This is a genomic window from Pseudonocardia kujensis (assembly GCF_021283305.1).
Classification (GTDB): Bacteria; Actinomycetota; Actinomycetes; order Mycobacteriales; family Pseudonocardiaceae; genus Pseudonocardia; species Pseudonocardia kujensis.
Window position 1 is genome coordinate 17,384 of record NZ_JAJSOK010000014.1, and the last position, 19,531, is coordinate 36,914.

The following is a 19,531-nucleotide window of genomic DNA, read 5'->3' on the forward strand; positions in this document are numbered from 1 at the left end:
CCGCACAGCCCAGTTGCGGTCCGGGATTAGGGTGAGCGGGTGGTCAGTCGATCTCGAGTAGGAAGTCGACGACCCGCAGGAGGTGGGCCCGCATCGCGGTCTCGACCGTGTCCGGGTCTCGGCGGCGCAGCGCCGCGAGCACCTCGCGGTGCGCCGCGACGCGCTCGGCGAACACGTCCGGTCGTTGCTGCATCTGCTGCAGCGATCGCGCCCGGCGCTCGGCGCCGAACAGCGAGACGCTGCCGATCAATCCGTCGACCACGGCGTTGCCCGCTGCCTCGGCGAGGATCTCGTCGAAACGGTGCGCGGCGCGCTGCTGAGCAGCGGGATCCTCGCCGACCGGGTTCGCGATCTGCTCCACGATCTCCGCGAGTCGGTCGAGGGTGGCGTCCGTGAGCCGGGTGGTCGCGAAGCGGGCCTGGGCGGCCCGCAGGACGACCTCCACGTGCATGAGTTCGCGCAGTGCGCGATCGGAGTGCTCGGCGACGGCGAGCCGACGCGGACCGAGCCGGACGATCAGCCCCTCGTGCTCCAGCCTCCGCAGGGCCTCGCGGATGGGTGTCGGCGACACCCCCAGCCGGGCGGCCAGACCTCGCTCGGTCACCCGCTCCCCCGGTGTGAACAGCCCGGTGGCGATCCCCTCGCGCAGGGACGCGTACGCGCGCTCGGCCAGCGATTCAGGCTGTTCGAGCTTCTGCAGGTCCCTGGGGACGCTCATGCGGACTCCTCACGACACCTCACAACTTGCTATAGCATAGCCCAAGCCTCAGCCTAGCGGGACGACACCGGTAACCACCGCGGTCATCAACATCAGCAGGGAGACAAGCACCGCCCAGGGCAGGCCCTTGCGCTGCAGGTCGGCCAGGCTCACGTCGAGTCGCCCGACCAGCAGATACAGGGCGGGCACCAGTGGACTCAGGACGTGCACCGGACCACCGACGAGCGCCGCTCGCCCAACCTCCGCCGGCGTGAGCCCGTGCGCGGCGCCCGCCTCGGCGAGCACGGGCAGGACCCCGAAGTAGTAGGCATCGTTGGACAGTACGAAGGTCAGCGGCAGGCTCACGATCCCGACGAGCAGGCCATACGCGCCGCCCCAACTGGCCGGCATGACCGCGACGAGTGCCTGGCCCATTGCGTCGACCATCCCGGTCCCCGCGAGCACGCCGACGAACACCGCTGCCGCGAACACCATCGTGACGACCGGGATGACTGCAGGCGCGAAGCCGGCGACCTGCTCGCCCTGCGCTTTCGGGCTCGGGAAGTTGACCAGCAGCGCGATCGCGAAGCCGGCCGCAAAGAGCACCGCCAGCGGCCAGACCTCGAGCACCACACCGACCATCAGCAGCACGGTCAGCAGGGCGTTGAACCAGATGATCCTCCGGTGCCGCGGCGCCCGCTCGGGCAGGATGCCGGCAATGATCCGCCCGTCATCACCGCTCACCGCGTCGGGTCCGGTACCGGAGCCCCCACTCCCGACGCCCGCGCCGACCGGCACGGCAGTGCGCAGCCGGCGGCGCTCCCGGCGCCCCAGCAGGTACGCGACGCCGAACAACGCCACCGCACCCACGATCATCGATGGGATCATCGGAAGGAACAGCGTCGCGGGATCGAGATCGAGCGCGGCCGCTGCCCGCGTGACCGGGCCGCCCCACGGGGTGAGGTTTGTGCAGGCCACCGCGAGCACGAGCAGTACCGCCAGCACCACGCGGGACATGCCGAGCTGGTTGTAGAGGGCCAAGAACGCTGCGGCGACGATGAGGATCGTGGACGAGCCGTCGCCGTCGAGCGACACAACGAGGGTCAGCGCGACCGTACCAAGGGTGATCCGCACCGGATCGGCCTTCGAGAAGCGCAGGATGGCCCGCACGACCGGGTCGAACAGGCCGACTTCGATCATCAGGCTGAAGAACATGATCGCGAAGACGAGGAGCAGCGCGGTCGGCGCGAGGGACTTGACCCCGTCGACCACGTACCCACCAAGATTCGCCGCCTGACCTGCGATGATGCCCGCCGCGAGCGGGAGCACGATCAGACCGACGACCGGCGACAAGCGCCTTGCCATGATCAGGCCGATGAAGACCGCCACCATGGCGTAACCAAGCACGGCAAGCATGAGCACACTCCCGACGATGGAAGAAGATGCACCGCAATCTGCCATAGCAAACGCGCAATAGCAATCGCACCTTCGAACGGCGCATGCTCGCCGGAGCCTGGCGGTGCGCGGCAATCCGGGCCACGACAGCCGGCCGTCTGGCTCATCCGTGTCCCAATCACCAGTGGGCATCAGAGATGGGCAAGTGCGAGGAAGGATATTTCGCGGCACGGCGATGAGGCAGCGGTGGCATGGCGCGGGTGGTACACCAGGCGGTGAAGTCGGCCCAGTCGCTGGTGCAGGCGCCCCAGTCAGGTTCCCGGCGCCGGTACGGTCCACGATCACGAGCAGGACCTGGCGGGCTCCGTCGGGGAGCTGCTCGGCGAACACGTGCGGATGCGCGCGCCGCAGCCCGTCCCAGGCCGAAGTGCTCAGGTAGAACGGGGTGCGCTGGTGGCGCAGCAGGATCCGCCACCCGTAGCGAGTCTCGCCCACCTCCCGCAGCTCCCCGAGCTGCTCGCCCCCGGAGAGGAGCCCCGCCTTCTGCCGGCGTCGCTCGGCTAGCCGGGGGTCGGTGTCGAACCAACGTCGCACGTCTGCGGTGATCGCCTTGCGGTCCTTGCGCAGGTGGGCGCCGGCCCTCCGGTTCTCTTCGACGGCGAGATCCGCCAGGGTGCCCCGACCCTGCGGCACCTGGGAGAGCCTGCGGCGGACGATCCGTCAGGAGTCGCACGTGAGACTGGCACGCCGGCGGCCCGGGCACCCGTGAACATGTCCAGCGGTTCCTCTACTGGTGTCGCGGGCAGCGGCTCACCGGCAAGGTCGAACTCCCGCGCCGCGACAACGACAACCCGCAGCTGATCGGTGAACACGCCCGATCTGGAGATCATCCGCTCGCTGCTGCTCCACGACGAGCTGGGCAACACTCCCCTACCGCATCGCCGGCTGCTTGATCACTCTCTTCGGGCAGCCCGCCGGGGAGGTCGTCGCCCTAACCCTCGCCGACCTGGCCGAGTCCGACGCCTTCTCACCGGAGCTACGACTACGCCTTGGCAAGCAATGGATACCCGTTCCCGAGCAGCTCGCAGCGCTGATCCGCCTTCACCTCAAGCACCGCGCCAACACCAACACCGCAGCCAATGCGCAGTCTCGATGGCTGTTCCCCGGTCAGGTCCCCGGCGAGCACCTCAGCCGCACGACCCAGCTCGCCGCCCGGCGTGGCGGCCGGGATCCCGGTTCGCGCCGCCCGGAATACCACCTGGCAACAACTCGTCCGAGAAGCACCGCCCCAGGTTCTCGCCGACGCCCTCAACATCAGCCCCGCCATGGCCATGAAGCACGCACAACGAGCGGGCGCGGACTGGGCGCGCTACGTCAGCACCAGCCTTCACCAGCGACGATCCGTCCCCGACGAATACGTCGCCTTGCCAGCTAACCTAAAGAGGAGTGCAGACGCTGCGTCGTTGCACGGAGCGCTCGTCACCCAGCTGCTCCTGATCACGGCATAGGGCCAGCGTTGCGCCCAAGGTGGCGGCACATCCCCGACGCGCACCGATGCCAGATCCGGCGTTCTTCGGGGTCGAGCGCGGCCCACTCGATGCGGAGCAGTGCCCCGTCAGTCACGGGTCGTGTGTACGACCATGCGTCGAGCGCCATGCGATCGAGTAGCTCGGCTGGGACCGGTGCTCTCATCCAAGTCGGAACATCACCCCGCGATCCGGCGGTCGCTGCCTCCGGGTTTTGACACCGGTCAGGCAAAGCGGTCGGCAGTCTTGACGATTTGCCCGTAGCACAAGCGCTGGCACCACATGAATCATGAGTCAAGCGTCAGTAGCGACGCCATGTCAAACGGATGGTGACATGACGACTACCGATTTGCGTTCTTCCCTCAGCGAAGCTGATTCGAGCAATGCGGTTGCGGGCGAGAGATGACCGAAGCGGTCTCGAAGCTATCTCGAGGACTCGGCTTAGATGCCACTCAGAGGAACGAGATCCAACCAGCCAATTGACTGCTGACAGTCCCGAGAGAAGGCCCTCATGAGAGAAACACCATCCACCACAGATTCGGACAAGCCTGCACAGACGACCGACGCGTCGTCCGGCGCGGCCTTGGGTGGCAACCTCGGTGTTGTCCAACTACTTTTCACCATCCTGGCTTTCAATGGACCGCTGACGGTCGTAGTGGGCATCGTCCCGCTCGTCATCGGATACGGAAACGGGTTGGGTGCGCCCGTCGCTTACCTCGTGGCGGCCCTCGTCGTGGCAACTTTCGCCGCCGGCTTCACCAAGATGGCTCGGCACGTCGAAAACCCCGGGGGGTTCTACTCCTTCGTCGCACTAGGCCTGGGACGCCGCGCCGGCTTGGGTGCTTCCTTTCTCGCTCTTGTCTGCTACTATCTGGTCCTCCTCGCCAGTTACGCGTTCATCGGTATCACCGTCGAATCGGTCGTGCGCGACACGTTGCACGGTCCATCGATCTCGTGGTGGGTCTGGGCACTGGTCGCCCAGCTCACGGTCGGCGTTCTCGGGTACTTCCGCCTCGATATCTCCGCACGATTCTTGATGGTGCTGATGGCGGGTGAAGTACTGATCATCATCGCCTACGACGCAGCCGTCGTAGCCAGCGGCGGGTCGGAAAGACTCACGGCGAGCTTCCTAATGTCCTCGAACATCACCTCCGGGTCGGCTGGCCTCGCTCTGCTCTTCGCCATGCTTTGTATGGCGGGCTTCGAGGCGACGGTCATATTCCGGCAGGAGGTGCGCGCCCCCGAGCGGACGATTCCGCGCGCTGCCTACGGATTCATCGCGACGGTCGCCGTGCTCTTCGGCATCACCGCTTGGGCTGTCACGCAAGCGCTGGGAGATAGGAGTGCCGTGGCGGCGACCGCGACCGATCCCGTCGGTTCCTTATTGGGAACCGTTCGGATCTACCTCGGTGCGGTCGGATTGGACCTTGTCTCGGTCCTGCTGGCCACGAGCATCTTGGCCGCCCTGGTCTCGTCGCACAACATCCTGAGCCGGTACCTGTTCAGTCTCGGGGTGGACGGAATCCTCCCAGGCGCTGTCGGAAAGGCGCATCGGCGGCACAAATCTCCCCACCGTGCCTCAGTCACCGTCAGCATCGTCGCGTTCATCGGGCTACTGCCGTTCATGATCTTCGATGACACCCCGGCGACCCTGTACGCCAAACTCTCGGGTGCCTTCGGCTACTCATTCGTGCTTCTGCTCGCCTGCACTGGGCTCGCGATCCCGGTATACCTGAACCGCGTTCGGCCAGCCAGCGTGACGGTGTGGCACCGCATTGTCGCTCCAGTCCTGGCGCTTGCTGGAATGGCGATAGCGCTGTACCTGGCGACCGACAACATTGAGCTCCTGATAGGAGCGGGCACTTCGGTTATAGTAATCCTGATGGTGATCGTTTATGGATCCTTCGTTCTTGGGTTCGCCGTTGCATCCGTCTTTCGGCGCACCAAGCCGGACGTTTTCGAGCGAATCGGGCGGCAGTAGACCGACCGCCCCGGTGGTCGCCGTAGAGGCGACCTCCGAACAAAATCCACTAACGACAGAAAGTCGCCAATGTACCTTCATAGCCCTTCGATAGTCGTCAGGCGCGACGCTTCCGGATCAGGAGCGACGACCGCCGCAATGGTCGCGGCCGGAGCACCCGTATACGTCCTTGACCCGGAGATGTCGATCGCCGGGCTGCGGAGCACGCAGGCGATCACCTGCCTCACCGTCGACGTAGATGCACTTTCCAGTTTTCCGGGAGGCTTCGTTGACCGAGTTTGACGCTGAGGTCGGGGTTGTCGGGGTCGGGACCGTCGGCAGCATGGCCATGATGGAGCTGACCCGGCGCGGCTGCAGCGTTCTAGGCTTCGAACGCTACTGGGGAGTGCCCCACGACCAGTCGGCCTACGGAGGAGAGAGCCGCCTCTACCGCTCGATCCCTGTTCTGGAGCTGGGAGCCGGCGACGTGCGGATCGCTGCCGACAGCTATGCCGCTTGGCGGCAACTGGAATCGGCAACCGGGCACCAGTTGCTGGTGGAATGCGGCGGCCTGGTGATCGAGCCTGCCGGGTCGGCAGCGATCGACAGGCTCCTCGGTCTCGTTTCGGCGGGAGCCATCCGTGCAGAGCAGCTGAGCCACGAGGAAATGCGCGTGCGATACCCACAGTTCGTTCTGTACCCGGAGGACCGGATCGTCTTCGATCCGCGAGGCGGGTGGCTCCGTCCCGAGCTGGCTGTGGCGGCCGCCGTCCGACTCTCGACTGCGCGTGGCGCAAAAGTCCTGACCAACACAGAAGTCACCGGTTGGGACAGCGACCGAACCGGCGTGACGGTCAGGACCGCTGGGGCTGAATACCGCGTACGCAAACTCGTGGTCTCCCCAGGCGGCTGGGCTACAGAGTTGCTGCCCGGCCTAAAGGCCGACGCCCAGCGGGTCGTAATGGCCTGGTACACGCCCCGGACCGCAGAGGACGCCGCACTGTTTGGGCCGGATCGCTTCCCTTCCTTCACAAGAACTCATCACGGAGAGTTTTCTTTCGGAGGGCCGACTCTCGAGGGCAGCATGGTCAAGATATCCGGCGCATACAGCGAAGTTTGGGGTCACTCGGAGAAGGTCGACCAACTCGACCGGACTGTTGCAACTGCCGATCTCGCTCCCGGTCGCCGGCACCTGCCACAAATTGTTCGCGGACTCGACCCGACCCCCGCTAGAACAGGAGTGTGGATTGAGTCGACCTCACATGACGACACCGCCATCGTCGGGCACTGGAAGGACGATGAGCGCGTCATCGTCGCCACGTCGTTCTCGGGGTACGGATTCAAGATCTGTCCGGTGATCGGCAGCATCGTTGCCGACTTGGCGACGTCGGGGACCACTCCATACGACATCTCGCACATGAGCCCCGGCAGGTTCAACCGTCCAATGTAGCCCATTCCCGAGTTCGAGTCGATGGCTACCGAGCGCGTGCGGCCCAGTTCCTCAGGGTCGGGCCGTTGCCGACCATGAACTTCTCGGCCTCGGAGTCGTCGATGTAGGCGGCGACTCTTACAGCGATATTTAGGCCAAGCAGAGTTTCGGCGTCCGCGAGATCCACGCCCAGCACGGATTCGATTCGTGAGATTCGGTAATAGAGTGACTGGCGCTCTATTTTTAACGCGCGCGCGGTGACTGATTTGTGGCCCCCGCATCGGAGGAACTCGCACAACGTCTCGAAGAGGCGCGTGTTATTCGTGGCGTCATAAACTCGAAGTGCCGAGACCCGGTGGTGAGCGAATCGCACGTACTTTGGATGATCCCTCACGACCCAGAACAAGTGCTCGAGGTCAAGCAGCATAGCGTCGTGCCACAGCTTCGCCGGCCCGCTAAGCGCCCCGGGCATGACGTCGAGCGCCGTGCGTAGACCGCTGATGATGCCGTCCCATGTGTATGCTGGCGGGCCGACACACACGACTGCCGCCCCCGAGTCGCCCATGCGTCTCTCCGCCGCTGCGGCGATGATCTCCGAGAATTCTTCGGCGGCGGGCGCGCGCTCGTCTGGGCTTCGCATCCCGAGGACCGCATACGTGGGCGCGGTCAGCCGGTCGGGCCCAATCAGTACGTTGGTGCGATGGCTGCGAAGCTCGCGGACAACGTCACGCCAAAGAGATTGCCACGCGCGGTCCTCCTCCGCGACTGGATTTCCCTGAGAACGTCGAGCGCGCCGGATGACTACGGGGACGCCCAGGCTTGCCTCCGAAGACAGCTGCAGTGACAGGTCGAACTCCAGTGCGTCGGTGGCATCGAGCCTGCCGTCGACAAGCGCGGCAAGGATGCCTCCGTCGCGAGGCCTCTGGTGTGAATGCTCAAGTGGGTTTCGCGAATCAACGATGGCGACGTGAGTAGCCAGGGCCTTGAGCGCGACTCGATCACTCTGCAACGGCATACCCGCTGTGTTGAGGACGACGAGCCGGCCTGCCGGGGAGCCGTCTCGCGCTTCGACCTCGGCTTCGGTCGCCGTGACCTCGCCATCGGACTGATGCGTGTAGGCCTGCCAGGCAAAACGCGCCTCACGCTCGGTGCAGGAGGGCGGGAAGCCGTAGTCGATGCCGCCTCCATCGTGCTCCAGGAAAACGGGCCTGCCTAGTTCGTGCGCCGCGGTCATCAGGAGTTCGCGGTGCCCCGCCCCTCGTGCCAAGCTGGCGGTCAGCGCCTCCTGGAATGCCAGGATTCGGCGCGTCGCGTCGTAGTCGTAATTGACGATGGAGGTGTGGATCGCCTCGGTGATGTCCACAAAGCGCACTGGCGCGCTGAGCTCGACGAGCGGAATGGCGTTGCGCAGGCACGCCTTGATCAGTCCTGGGGGCGTGGCCTTCAACACCGGGCCTAGTTCGATCACGAGACCGGCTACGCGACGCTCGGCCAGTTCGTTGCTGAAGGTGTCGAGCTCGGCATCCCCGCAACCGAGTGACATACCGTGAGTGAGCAGCAGCTCGCCCCCATGGATCAGGGAGGCGAGATACCGACCCTCGACCACATGCACCCAACGGATCTCGTTGGTGAGATTGGCGTCGCCCGACAGCACTCTGGGGCTGCCCCGGGCGAGCTCGGGAAGCGTGAGGGCATCGCCGACCGTGATGGCCCCGTCCAGCGCCCTACCGGCTCCTCTCACCACATGTCGAGTATGTGCTCTCGACGTAAGGCGATCAACATGATGGTCGCCTGTATCTCGGGTACGAGTCCACGCTCGCGGCCCGTCTTGACAGTCAGCACGCCGAGCCCACGAAGTTTTGACACTTCGCTCGTGGCGACGCGCTCCCCACCGGGTCCAGACTCTGGCGTCGTGACTGCTCCGGTGCCGTCGATGGCCGCCACCAGGTCGGGATCCGGGACCGCTACAGGGCCGGCGACGACCCTCTCGCGGGTACAAGTTGCCGCGTTCCTTCGATCTCGGCCAGCGCATGATGGCCCGCGGCGGAATGCGCTGCAAGCGGAGCTTCGGTCGGCGACGAGGGTTTCGTTGCGACCAGGTCCAGTCCCGGGACGATCGCATGGCAGCATGCGCATAAGTGACACGAGGAGGACCATGGCCACACTAGTTCACGGACACGCTGATTCTCGCTTCGAGGAGGTGGTGACCGAACTCGCGTCCAACATCGAGAGTGGCGCCGAGCTAGGCGCGTCGATCGTTGTGGATCTCGACGGTGAGACCTTGCTTGACGTATGGGGAGGTCACGCGGACGCCAACCGTGAAGAGAAGTGGGCGCGCGACACCATCGTCAACGTCTGGTCGATCACCAAGACGGTCACCAATCTGGCGGCGCTCGTTCTGGTCGACCGCGGACTTCTTGACCTCAACGTTCCGGTAGCGACGTACTGGCCCGAGTTCGCGGCGAACGGCAAAGAATCCGTGCTGGTGAAGCACGTGATGTCACACACCTCGGGGGTCTCGGGCTGGGACCAGCCCTGGGAGCCCCACCAGATCTATGACCGTGAGCGCGCCACGAACCAGCTCGCTACACAGGCTCCATGGTGGGAACCAGGCACCGCGAGCGGGTATCACGACCAGAGTCTCGGCCACCTCGTGGGCGAGCTGATCCGTCGGGTGTCAGGGAAGTCGCTCACCGAGTTCGTACGGACCGAACTCGCGGAGCCGCTCGGCGCCGACTTCCAGATCGGGGCTCGGGAGTCCGACCGTGGACGCATCGCCGAGATCATTCCGCCTCCGCCCATAGAGTTCGACATCAATGAGCTCGCCGAGGACGACCCGATGCGCAAGACGTTCAGCTCAACGATCTTGGACGCATCTGAGGCCAACACGATCGACTGGCGCCGGAGCGAGCTCGGCGCGGCGAACGGTCACGGGAACGCCAGGTCGGTCGCCCGCATTCTGTCGCCGATCTCGCGTGCTGGGGTGGTCGATGGTGTTCGTCTCCTCAGCCCGTCAACGATCGACTTGATCTTTGAGGAGCAGGCGCGCAACGTTGACCTGGTCCTCGGAATCCCCGTCCGGTGGGGTATCGGATTCGGCCTGCCGGAACCGGCCACTTTGCCGTACATCCCAGACGACAGGATCGCCTTCTGGGGTGGTTGGGGCGGCTCGATGGTCCTGACGCATCCGGGACAAGGTCTCACGATCTCGTATGTGATGAACAAGATGGGAGACGACATAATCGGTTCGGACCGGGCCGGGTCCTACATTACGGCGATTTACCGGGCTCTCGGTCGCAAGTAGGAGGCAGCATCGCCGCAAAGATCGAGTTACCTCGTGCCGACAGCGCGGAAGCGGTCGAGGTAGGCGGCGCGGACCGCCCTGCGAGGCGATCAGCACCGGAGGGCGGCGCGACAGGAGCAGGTTCGATGACCTCGTCGGCGAGCGGTAGAGCGGCAGGTTGATCGTCCACGGCGATCGGTGCCGAGGCCGTCTCGTCGGGCATCCGGGTGTGGTCCGGCAGCGCACCGGGCCGCCGCGACCACGCCGAGCCCACCTGCCCCGCTCACCGCGAGCGGCAGCGCCGAGGACGACGACGCCCCCGGCATCCCGGCCTGCAGATCGGCAGCTCGGTACCGAGCAGCACGGTGACCCGGTGTACATAAGCGCGCGACCTGCTCGAGCAGGCTGCGGGCGTGGTCGGCGGGCTCGTTCTTCTTCATCGTCGAGCTCACGGTCATGCCGATGGGCGCGAAACTCGCGACGACACTCGGTGTTTGGGCAGCTCGAGGCCGGGCAGCGGGCGATCGCCGGCGCAGTCGAGGATCTCCTCCGGCGGCGCGGTTCCCGGCCCTGTGAGGACGACGAAGGCGAACGGCACCTCGACCAGCCGCTCGTCCGGCATCCCGGACACGGCGGCCTGCCGCACACGGCGGGGTGGCGGTGCAGCGTGCCTCGACGTCGGCGGGCCACGTTCACGCCGCCGACGTGAATGCTGTCTTTGGTGCAGCCCACGAAGTGCAGGACGCCCCGACCCGATGATGACACCCTGCAGCGCAGGATCGATGTGGTTTCAGGAGGTCAGGACTGCTCCGGTCTGGCGGGAGGGCAGGTTGTGGGCGTGGGCGACCTCGGGGTTGGTCAGCTCCCCGGCGTGGGTGGACAGGCCTTGGGCGAGGGTGGGGTCGGCGCGCAGCGCCTCGCGCCAGCCGTGGTCGGCCAGCCGGGTGATGTAGGGCAGGGTGACGCTGGTGAGGGCGTGGGTGGAGGTGTGCGGCACTGCACCGGGCATGTTGGCCACGCAGTAGAACACGGTCTCGTGCACCCGGAACGTCGGGTCGGCGTGCGTGGTCGGGCGGGTGTCGGCGAAGCAGCCGCCCTGGTCCACGGCGACGTCGACGAGCACCGCGCCCGGCTTCATCCGCGCCACCAGCTCGTTCGACACCAGCGTCGGCGCCTTCGCGCCCGGCACCAGCACCGCGCCGATCACCAGGTCGGCGTCGAGCACCGCGTGCTCGACCGCGTAGGCGGTGGAGTGCACGGTCTCGACCCGGCCGCCGTAGCGGGCGTCGAGCGCGCGCAGCTTGTCGACGTCGAGGTCCAGCACGCTCACCCGCGCGCCCATCCCGACGGCGATCTGCGTGGCGTGCGAGCCGGACACCCCGGCCCCGAGCACCACGACGTGGGCCCGCGGCGCGCCGGGCACGCCGCCCATCAGCACGCCGCGCCCGCCGGCCGCGCTCATCAGGTGGTACGCGCCGACCTGCGGCGCGAGCCGGCCCGCCACCTCGCTCATCGGGGCGAGCAGCGGCAGCTTCCCGTCCGCGGTGCGCACGGTCTCGTAGGCGATCGCGGTGGTGCCCGCGGCGAGCAGCGCGTCCGTGCACGGCCGGGACGCGGCCAGGTGCAGGTAGGTGAACAGCGTCAGGTCGCCGCGCAGCCGGTGGTACTCGCTCTGCACCGGCTCCTTGACCTTGAGCAGCAGCTCGGCGGCGTCCCAGACGGCGTCGGCGTCGGCGAGCAGCTGCGCACCCGCGGCCTTGAAGTCATCATCAGAAATGGACGAGCCCAGGCCCGCCCCCTGCTCGACGACGACCTCGTGACCGCGCCGCACCAGCTCGTGCACGCCCGCCGGCGTCAGGGCGACCCGGAACTCGTTGTCCTTCACCTCGCGCGGAACACCGATGCGCATGAGTAGCTCCTTCTTCCGGCCACGGCCGGGGTGATGGCGATGGGGTAGGAGAGCTCGGACACGGGAGTGGGCGCGCTCGGTCAGATCTCACCGGCAGGATCCGAATCACCGGGTCCGTCCTGAGCGCGGTGACCTTGTGGTGGCGTAGGGCCTGATCGGAAGGCTGGACAGCGTCTATCGGACCCCCGCGTCTAGGGCGGACCGATCCGATGTTCGGCCGGGTACCGGGAATGCGCCAAAGTGACTGATGACGTTTTCAGCCATCAGCTCGCGCTCTCGCGCGCGCCCACGCGCCCACGCGCCACCAACTCTGTCATTGCTGCTCAGGGAGCCTTGTAAGCGCGAATCGAGTCCACGCGGACCAAAAAGTCCACAAGATTCTCTTCGGCCCGCTCAAATGCGCGAGCTGGTCGAAGCACTTCGTTCATGCGCGCGGCGCGGCAAGCCCTCACACAACCTGCGCGGCCTCGGTCAGCGTCGCCCTGAGGATCGACTCGATCTCGTCGAACTCCGCCTGACCAGCGATGAGTGGCGGAGCGAGCTGCACGACGACATCGCCGCGGTCGTCGGGGCGGCAGTACAGACCGGCGTCGAACAGCGCGCCGGGGAGGAAGCCGCGGACGAGTCGCTCGCGTTCGGCTGGGTCGAAGGTCTCTCGGGAGGTCTTATCCTTGACCAGCTCAACGGCCCAGAAGTAGCCGTCGCCGCGAACGTCGCCAACGATGGGCAGGTCAAGGAGCTTGCGCAGGGTGTCCCCGAAGGCCTGCTGGTTGTCCAGGACGCGCTGGTTCAGGCCCTCGCGCTCCATAAGGTCGAGGTTGGCGATCGCGACCGCAGCCGACATCGGATGCCCGCCCCAGGTGTAGCCGTGCGGGAAGGCAACGCCGGGGGCAAGGAAGGGCTCCATGACCCTGTCCGAGGCGATCAGTGCGCCGAGCGGGCCGTAGCCCGACGTCATGCCCTTAGCACAGGTAATCAGGTCCGGGACGTAGCCGAACTTCTCGCAGGCGAACGTATGGCCGTGCCGACCGAAGGCGCAGATGACCTCGTCCGAGACCATGAGCACGTCGTGGCGGTCACAGATCTCGCGAACCCGGGCGAAGTAGCCCGGAGGAGGAGTGAGGCAGCCACCGGAATTCTGCACCGGCTCGAGCACCACGGCGGCAACCGTGTCGGCGCCTTCGAACAGAATGGCCTCTTCGATACGGTCGGCCGCCCAGCGGCCAAAGGCCTCGGGATCGTCGGCGAACTCCGGGTGCCGGTAGAGGTTGGTGTTGGGCACTCGAAACCCACCGGGCGTCAGCGGCTCGAAGTCCTTCTTCATCGCAGGCAGACCGGTGATGGAAAGCGCTCCGTGCGGAGTGCCGTGATAGGCGACCGAGCGGCTGATCACCTTGTGTTTTCCCGGCTTGCTGCGGAGCTTGAAGTACTGCTTGGCCACCTTCCACGCGGACTCGACCGCCTCACCGCCGCCGGTGGTGAAGAAGACTCGATTGAGATCGCCAGGCGCGAGATGCGCCAGCCGCTCGGCCAGCTCGGCTGCTGGCCGGGTGGCGTACCCCCAGACGGGGAAGTACGCGAGCTCGGCCGCCTGCTTGGCCGCGACCTCGGCCAGCTCACGGCGGCTGTGCCCGACCTGCACAACGAACAGGCCGGAAAGGCCGTCGATGATTCGTCGACCGCGTTCGTCCCAGATGTGGACGCCCTCGCCCCGCGTGATGACCGGGATCGGGTTCTCCGGTCCTCGCCCGCCCATGCGCGCGAAGTGCATCCAGAGGTGTCGAGCTGCGGCCTCGGCTGTGGGCGTGGCCGCCCCCGACGGGGCGGCCGTGTGGTCGATGGTGGTGCTCATCGGATCCTCTGCTGCTGTCGTGGTCAAGCGTTCTGGGGGAAGCCGAGGTCGATACCGCCGTCCTCAGCGCGATCGGCGGGGTCGAGCCAGCGGGTGGTCACGACCTTGCCGCGGGTGAAGAAGTGAAAGCCCTCGACGCCGTGGGCGTGGGTGTCGCCGAACAGCGAGTTCTTCCAGCCCCCGAAGGAGTAGTAGGCCATCGGGACCGGCACCGGCACGTTGACGCCGATCATCCCGACCTCGACCTCGTTCTGGAACTTGCGCGCCGCGCCGCCGTCGTTGGTGAAGATCGCCGTCCCGTTCCCGTACGGGTTGGCGTTGATCAGCTCCACGGCGTCGGCGTAGGAGTCCACCCGCACCACCGACAGCACCGGTCCGAAGATCTCGTCGGTGTAGATCGACATGTCCGTGGCGACGTTGTCGAACAGCGTCGGGCCCACGAAGAACCCGGACCCATCCGCGTCGAACGAGCCCTGCCGCCCGTCCACCACCAGCGTCGCCCCGGCGGACTCACCCGCGTCGATGTAGCCCGACACCCGCTCCCGCGCCGCCGAGGTCACCAGGGGCCCCATGTCGCAGCCCCGCCGCCCGTCCCCGGTGCGCAGCGCCTCGGCCCGCGACTTGATCTTCCCGACGAGCTCGTCGGCGATGTCGCCCACCGCGACCAGCGCCGAGATCGCCATGCACCGCTCCCCGGCAGACCCGAACCCCGCATTGACCGCCTGGTCCGCGGCCAGGTCGAGATCGGCATCGGGCAGCACCACCATGTGGTTCTTCGCCCCACCCAGCGCCTGCACCCGCTTACCGTGCGCGGTCCCGGTCTCATACACGTACCGCGCGATCGGCGTCGACCCCACGAACGAGATCGACTTGACGTCCGGGCTGGTCAGCAGGGCGTCCACCGCGGTCTTGTCGCCGTTGACGACGTTGAACACGCCGTCGGGCAGCCCCGCCTCGCGCCACAGCTCGGCCAACCACAGCGCCGCGCTCGGGACCTTCTCCGACGGCTTGAGCACCACAGTGTTGCCCGCGGCGATCGCGACCGGGAAGAACCACATCGGCACCATCGCCGGAAAGTTGAACGGCGAGATGATCCCCACCACGCCCAACGGCTGGCGAATCGAGGCCACGTCCACACCGGTCGAGGCGTTCTCCGTCGCCGAACCCTTCAACAGGTGCGGGGCGCCACACGCGAACTCCACGACCTCCTGGCCACGCGCCACCTCACCCGCCGCGTCGGAGAGCACCTTGCCGTGCTCGGAGGTGATGATCGCCGCCAGCTCCGACGCACGCTCGTCGAGCAGCTCCCGGAACGTGAACAGGATCCGCGTCCGCTTCGCCAGCGAGGTGTCGCGCCAGCCCGGGAACGCCGCCTTCGCCGCCGCGATCACCTCCGCGGCCTCCTCCTCCGACGCCAACGGCAGCGACGCGGTGACCTCTCCCGTCGCCGGATTGGTCACGTCCGAGAACCGGCCAGAGGTCCCCGCGACTGGGGCACCCCCTGACCAGTGAGTGAGCGTGGTGATAGCGGTGTCGTGCGTGGTGGTCGCGGACATGGGCCAAGTCTCGACACAGGACTCGCGTGTCTCAGGTTGCATTGTGTATGGCATTTCCGCTGACTCCGACGTTCTGTCACACTGTGGCGTGTACCTGACAGTGGATGAGGTCCTCGGGCTACCGGCGCTGGCGGCCGGTCGCCCAGCTGTGCGCGCAGGGCGCTCTGCGTTGAGAGCGCCCGTTCGTTGGGTGCACGTCAGCGAGCAACGTGATCCTTCGGGAACGTTGACGAGCGGGGTGCTCTTGCTGTCGATCGGCGTGGCCGTGGCCGACCCGGCCGTCGACCCGTCGACCTACTTCGCCGCCTTGCGCGAGGCCGGTGCGGTCGGCCTCGTCGTCGAGCTGGGGCAGCACCTGCGGTCCCTGCCCGACGCTTGGGTGCAGACGGCGCGGGCGATGGATTTCCCGCTCGTCGAGCTCCGCCGAACAGTCCGGTTCGTCGAGGTCACCGAGGCTGTCCACGCGCACATTGTGACGGCACAGTACGACCGGCTGAGGTTCGCGGACCGCGTTGCCGAGACGTTCCGTGGGTTCGCCGTCGAGGGGGCCAGCGCTGAGCGGGTCGTCACGGAGGCGGCGGCCCTGCTGGGCCTGCCTGTCGTGCTGGAGGACGCCGCCCACCGCGTGCTCGCGTACGCCGGCGGAGCGGCCAAGGAGGTCCTGCGGGACTGGATCAGCCGGTCGCGCAGGACGCCGACCACAGGCGCCCTCGACGGTGGCGGCCCCGAAGGCTGGGCTTCGGTCGCGGTCGGGCGACGGGAGTCGCGCTGGGGCCGGTTGATCGTCCCCGTCCGCGCGGAGGACGCCACCCGGGCTCAGATGGTGCTCGATCATGCGGGCGATGCGGTCACGCTCTCCGCGTTGCTGCACGCGGAACCTGCCGGGCCGGTCTCGGAGGCCTACGACAAGCTGATCGCCGACCTCCTCCTCGGTGCACCTCGGGCGGGGCATACGGAGGTTCACGCCCGGCTACGGGCGCTCGGCTTCTCCAAGGAGGGACCATTCGACGTGATGGCTTTCCTGCCTCAGCGCGGGAAGCAGCGTGCGCTACGCAGGGCTGCTGACTCGGTCCGGTCGCCGGCAGTGGTGGGGTCGCTCCCCGACGGCGTCGTGGTTGTACTGGGTGACGCCCTGGGCGGGACCCGGGACGACATTCTCGGGTGTGTCCCGGAGGAGCTCGTCGAGGCGTCGTCCACCGCTAGAGCAACCACAGTCGTCGCACTCGCGGACGCGGTGGCGGAGGCGGGACTAACTGTGCGGGCGGCCGCCGCGAGCCTCGACCCAGCGGCCCGCCGACCCTGGCGGGCAGCTGATCTAGGCGCTCGCGGTCTGTTTTGGCACCTTCGCAGTGACGCACGGCTGCTGACCTACGTCGACGAGGAACTCGCCCCCATCCAGTGCCTGGAGTCGAAGCGCCGCCGCGAGCTCCTCGCCGACGTCCGCGCCTTCATCGAGGCGGACGGAGTCGTGGCCGGCTTCGCCGAGCGGATAGGGGTGAGCAGGGCAGCGGCCTACGGCAGGGTGAACAGACTCTCCGAGACTCTCGGTCGAGATGTCCGCGAGCCGATGGTCCGGTTCTCCTTGGCCGCCGCTCTCCTCGGACTGGTGATGAGCGGCGACGGCCACTGAGCTCGTCGCCGTGCCGGGGGCCACGCCAACCAGGTCGCACCCTGACCGCCGAGCTGGGCGCTACGTGGGCGAACGCGCCGAGCTGCCCACGACGCGCGGATCACTGCCGAGGTCCGCGAGCGGCGCGATGGCGAGCTCGTCGAACGCGAGGAGCACATCCGCGCCGAGCTGACCTGCACCTGGAGATCTCCGTCGGCACGATCACCTACTCCGGTTCGCGCCCCGGCCGCGGTGGCGTCACCCTCACCTACGAGACGATCAACCAGCACGGCGACGTGCGGCAACGGACGAGGGGGCGCATCGTCGCGTGGCGACGGCCGGCCGCGGAGCGCGCGGCGCCGACGGGGAGTGTGTGGATGCGGCAGACGGACCGGGCCACGGTCATCGTCGCCTCCGCGGCGACCTTCCTCACCCTCATCGTCTTCACCACGCCGCTCGCCACGCTGCCCGCGACGGCGTCCGCGCTGGATTCGAGGCCCGAGGGGCGCTGCCCGCGATCGGCAACGCCCTCGGCCGCGCCTACCTGCCCGACCTGCGCCCCACCCAAGCCGCCGCCCTCGCCCGCGCCCTCCTCGGCCGCTGACCGGGACCGTCGGCCGGGCGTCAGGAGGGCGGCGGCACCGGGGCGAGGATCCCGAGGCGCCCGGCGAGCCAGGGCAGTGCCGCACCGAGCGCCTGCGAGGCCAGGCTCCAGCTGTGCCCGGCAGGAAGCTCGACGAGCGCGAGTGTGGCGCCCGCGGCGCGGCTCGCCGCGGCGACCTGCTCGGCCTGCGGACGGTAGGTGTCGTCGTCGCGCCCGACGATCAGCGTGCCGTGCAGGGCCGGGTAGGTCCGCCGGCGCAGCTCGGACAGCGGGGTGACCTGGTCGAACGCGCCGTCGTCGCCGCCGAAGGCCGCGGCGACCGTCGACGGGCGGTCGCCGAGGGTGGGTTCGGCCTGACCGGAGACGTCGAGGAAGGTCGGGAAGGTGTCCGGGTGGCGCAGGGCGAGCTGCAGTGCGCACGTCCCGCCGAAGGAGAACCCGCCGATCGCCAGGGGCCCGGGTGCGACCTGCAGGTTGGCCGCGGCCCAGTCGGGGACGTCGCGGGCGAGGTAGGTCTCGGCGTTCCCGAGCCGCGAGTCCAGGCAGAGCGTGTTGGCGAGGTCGGACCCGGTGGCGTCGGGGACGACCACGACCGGGGCGAGCCCCGCGTGCGCGGCGGCGAAGGAGTCCATCACCTCGGCCAGCCTCCCGGCCAGCAGCCAGTCCTCGGGTCCGCCGGGCTGGCCGGCGACGAGCTCCAGCACGGGCAGCCGCGGACGGGGCGAGGTCAGATAGGCGGGAGGCAGGTACACCCAGGCGGGCCGGGCGGCGAAGCCCGAGACGGTGCCGGGCACCGTGACCTCGCTGATCCTCCCGCGGCGCGGCATGTCGGCCGGGGGCGTCCAGGCCGATGCCAGCGGGCCGGCCGGGGAGGCCGCCAGCAGCGGCGCGGCCGGGACGTCCGCCAGGTCCACCTGGTTGCTGAACGGCAGGCCGAGGGCCGCGTTCAGCGTCGGCCGGTAGCCGTACACCGCGTTGACCTTGATCGCGCCCGTCGCGAGCACGAGGAGTGCGGCCAGCACGGCCGTGCCGGCCCGCCACCACCGCCGCCGCAGCGTGGGCGCCGCCAGCGCGAACGCCGCGACGACCACGCCGATCCAGACCAGGACGCGCGGCGGCAACGGATCGGGGAACGGCCGGAACACCGCCATGACCAGCAGGACGAGCCCCACCGCGACCGCCCCCGCCATCGCGGCGACCGGCACGGACCAGAGCCACCAGCGCCGCCCGCGCCCGACCAGCAGCGCCACCCCCGCCACCGCACCGACCACGGTGACGGTCGTCGGCAACGGCCCCGCGATCAGCGGGGCGTCCAGCAGCCGCGACAGGTCCATCGGCCGCTACCCGGTGATCCCGGCGCGACCGGGCGAGGAGGCACCCGCACCCGGCCGCGAAGGGCACGGGTGGTCACGGACGACGCGCGTGACGGCGCCGGGGCTTGACGACACCCGGCCATCCTCGTCCACGGCGGGGTATGAGCGCCGTGAGCGGGTCGCGGGTGTGACCGGCGGTGGTCGAGATCACCCATCGAGACCGGACTCAACGCGCGTTCAGCACCCCGTGGTGGCCCCGGAGACCCGGCGGAGAGGACCTGACGATGAGCGCGTTCAGCGACGGCCTCATGGCGGATCGCACGGTGTTCGTGGCGGGCGGCACGTGCGGCATCGACCTCGGCATCGCGCGTCGGTTCGCCGAGCTCGGCGCACGCGTG

General features: G+C 68.1%; 12 protein-coding genes. 4 read left to right on the forward strand and 8 right to left on the reverse strand.

The window, feature by feature from the left end:
- Nucleotides 1-43: 43 nt before the first annotated feature.
- Nucleotides 44-718, reverse strand: coding sequence for a GntR family transcriptional regulator (locus LWC35_RS12435; protein WP_232870239.1), 675 nt, complete (start codon nucleotides 716-718; stop codon nucleotides 44-46).
- A 48-nt stretch (nucleotides 719-766) separates the two neighbouring features.
- Nucleotides 767-2,113, reverse strand: a complete 1,347-nt coding sequence (locus LWC35_RS12440; protein ID WP_232870342.1) for a CitMHS family transporter — start codon at nucleotides 2,111-2,113, stop codon at nucleotides 767-769.
- 2,016 nt (nucleotides 2,114-4,129) lie between these two features.
- On the opposite strand from LWC35_RS12440, the gene LWC35_RS12445 reads away from it, so the two are divergent.
- Entirely contained in the window at nucleotides 4,130-5,599 is a 1,470-nt protein-coding gene (locus tag LWC35_RS12445; protein WP_232870240.1) for an APC family permease, read from the forward strand.
- 238 nt (nucleotides 5,600-5,837) lie between these two features.
- Nucleotides 5,838-7,028 (forward strand): FAD-dependent oxidoreductase, encoded by a 1,191-nt coding sequence (locus LWC35_RS12450; RefSeq protein WP_269804027.1) that lies wholly within the window; start codon nucleotides 5,838-5,840, stop codon nucleotides 7,026-7,028.
- 25 nt (nucleotides 7,029-7,053) lie between these two features.
- Here LWC35_RS12450 and LWC35_RS12455 read toward each other — a convergent pair whose 3' ends face one another.
- Nucleotides 7,054-8,751, reverse strand: coding sequence for a PucR family transcriptional regulator (locus LWC35_RS12455; protein WP_232870242.1), 1,698 nt, complete (start codon nucleotides 8,749-8,751; stop codon nucleotides 7,054-7,056).
- A 459-nt stretch (nucleotides 8,752-9,210) separates the two neighbouring features.
- On the opposite strand from LWC35_RS12455, the gene LWC35_RS12460 reads away from it, so the two are divergent.
- Nucleotides 9,211-10,311, forward strand: coding sequence for a serine hydrolase domain-containing protein (locus LWC35_RS12460; RefSeq protein ID WP_232870243.1), 1,101 nt, complete (start codon nucleotides 9,211-9,213; stop codon nucleotides 10,309-10,311).
- Nucleotides 10,312-10,744: 433 nt separating this feature from the next.
- On the opposite strand, the gene LWC35_RS12465 is transcribed toward LWC35_RS12460, so the two are convergent.
- From LWC35_RS12465 to LWC35_RS12480, 4 genes are all read right to left on the reverse strand, one after another.
- On the reverse strand, nucleotides 10,745-10,912 hold the full coding sequence (locus LWC35_RS12465) for a hypothetical protein (protein ID WP_232870244.1): 168 nt from the start codon (nucleotides 10,910-10,912) through the stop codon (nucleotides 10,745-10,747).
- Nucleotides 10,913-11,080: 168 nt separating this feature from the next.
- On the reverse strand, nucleotides 11,081-12,199 hold the full coding sequence (ald, locus tag LWC35_RS12470) for an alanine dehydrogenase (RefSeq protein WP_232870245.1): 1,119 nt from the start codon (nucleotides 12,197-12,199) through the stop codon (nucleotides 11,081-11,083).
- 448 nt (nucleotides 12,200-12,647) lie between these two features.
- A complete protein-coding gene (locus tag LWC35_RS12475) occupies nucleotides 12,648-14,051 on the reverse strand; it encodes an aspartate aminotransferase family protein (RefSeq protein ID WP_232870246.1) in 1,404 nt (467 codons plus the stop codon).
- Between the two features lie 23 nt (nucleotides 14,052-14,074).
- Entirely contained in the window at nucleotides 14,075-15,607 is a 1,533-nt protein-coding gene (locus LWC35_RS12480) for a CoA-acylating methylmalonate-semialdehyde dehydrogenase (RefSeq protein WP_232870247.1), read from the reverse strand.
- Nucleotides 15,608-15,707: 100 nt separating this feature from the next.
- Here LWC35_RS12480 and LWC35_RS12485 point away from each other — a divergent pair, with 100 nt between their 5' ends.
- Nucleotides 15,708-17,237 carry a PucR family transcriptional regulator gene (locus LWC35_RS12485; RefSeq protein WP_308194536.1) on the forward strand — a complete coding sequence of 510 codons (1,530 nt, stop codon included), beginning with the start codon at nucleotides 15,708-15,710 and terminating at the stop codon, nucleotides 17,235-17,237.
- Between the two features lie 603 nt (nucleotides 17,238-17,840).
- Here the strand turns inward: LWC35_RS12485 and LWC35_RS12490 are convergent.
- On the reverse strand, nucleotides 17,841-19,154 hold the full coding sequence (locus LWC35_RS12490; protein ID WP_232870248.1) for an alpha/beta hydrolase: 1,314 nt from the start codon (nucleotides 19,152-19,154) through the stop codon (nucleotides 17,841-17,843).
- Between the last annotated feature and the right edge of the window lie 377 nt (nucleotides 19,155-19,531).

What these genes read in the sequence shown, in the direction of transcription:
- LWC35_RS12435 (WP_232870239.1), bottom strand. Translation starts at nt 718, where the DNA reads ATGAGCGTCCCCAGGGACCTGCAGAAGCTCGAACAGCCTGAATCGCTG.
- LWC35_RS12440 (WP_232870342.1), bottom strand. Translation starts at nt 2,113, where the DNA reads ATGCTTGCCGTGCTTGGTTACGCCATGGTGGCGGTCTTCATCGGCCTG.
- LWC35_RS12445 (WP_232870240.1), top strand. Translation starts at nt 4,130, where the DNA reads ATGAGAGAAACACCATCCACCACAGATTCGGACAAGCCTGCACAGACG.
- LWC35_RS12450 (WP_269804027.1), top strand. Translation starts at nt 5,838, where the DNA reads ATGCACTTTCCAGTTTTCCGGGAGGCTTCGTTGACCGAGTTTGACGCT.
- LWC35_RS12465 (WP_232870244.1), bottom strand. Translation starts at nt 10,912, where the DNA reads ATGCCGGACGAGCGGCTGGTCGAGGTGCCGTTCGCCTTCGTCGTCCTC.
- ald (WP_232870245.1), bottom strand. Translation starts at nt 12,199, where the DNA reads ATGCGCATCGGTGTTCCGCGCGAGGTGAAGGACAACGAGTTCCGGGTC.
- LWC35_RS12475 (WP_232870246.1), bottom strand. Translation starts at nt 14,051, where the DNA reads ATGAGCACCACCATCGACCACACGGCCGCCCCGTCGGGGGCGGCCACG.
- LWC35_RS12480 (WP_232870247.1), bottom strand. Translation starts at nt 15,607, where the DNA reads ATGTCCGCGACCACCACGCACGACACCGCTATCACCACGCTCACTCAC.
- LWC35_RS12490 (WP_232870248.1), bottom strand. Translation starts at nt 19,154, where the DNA reads ATGGACCTGTCGCGGCTGCTGGACGCCCCGCTGATCGCGGGGCCGTTG.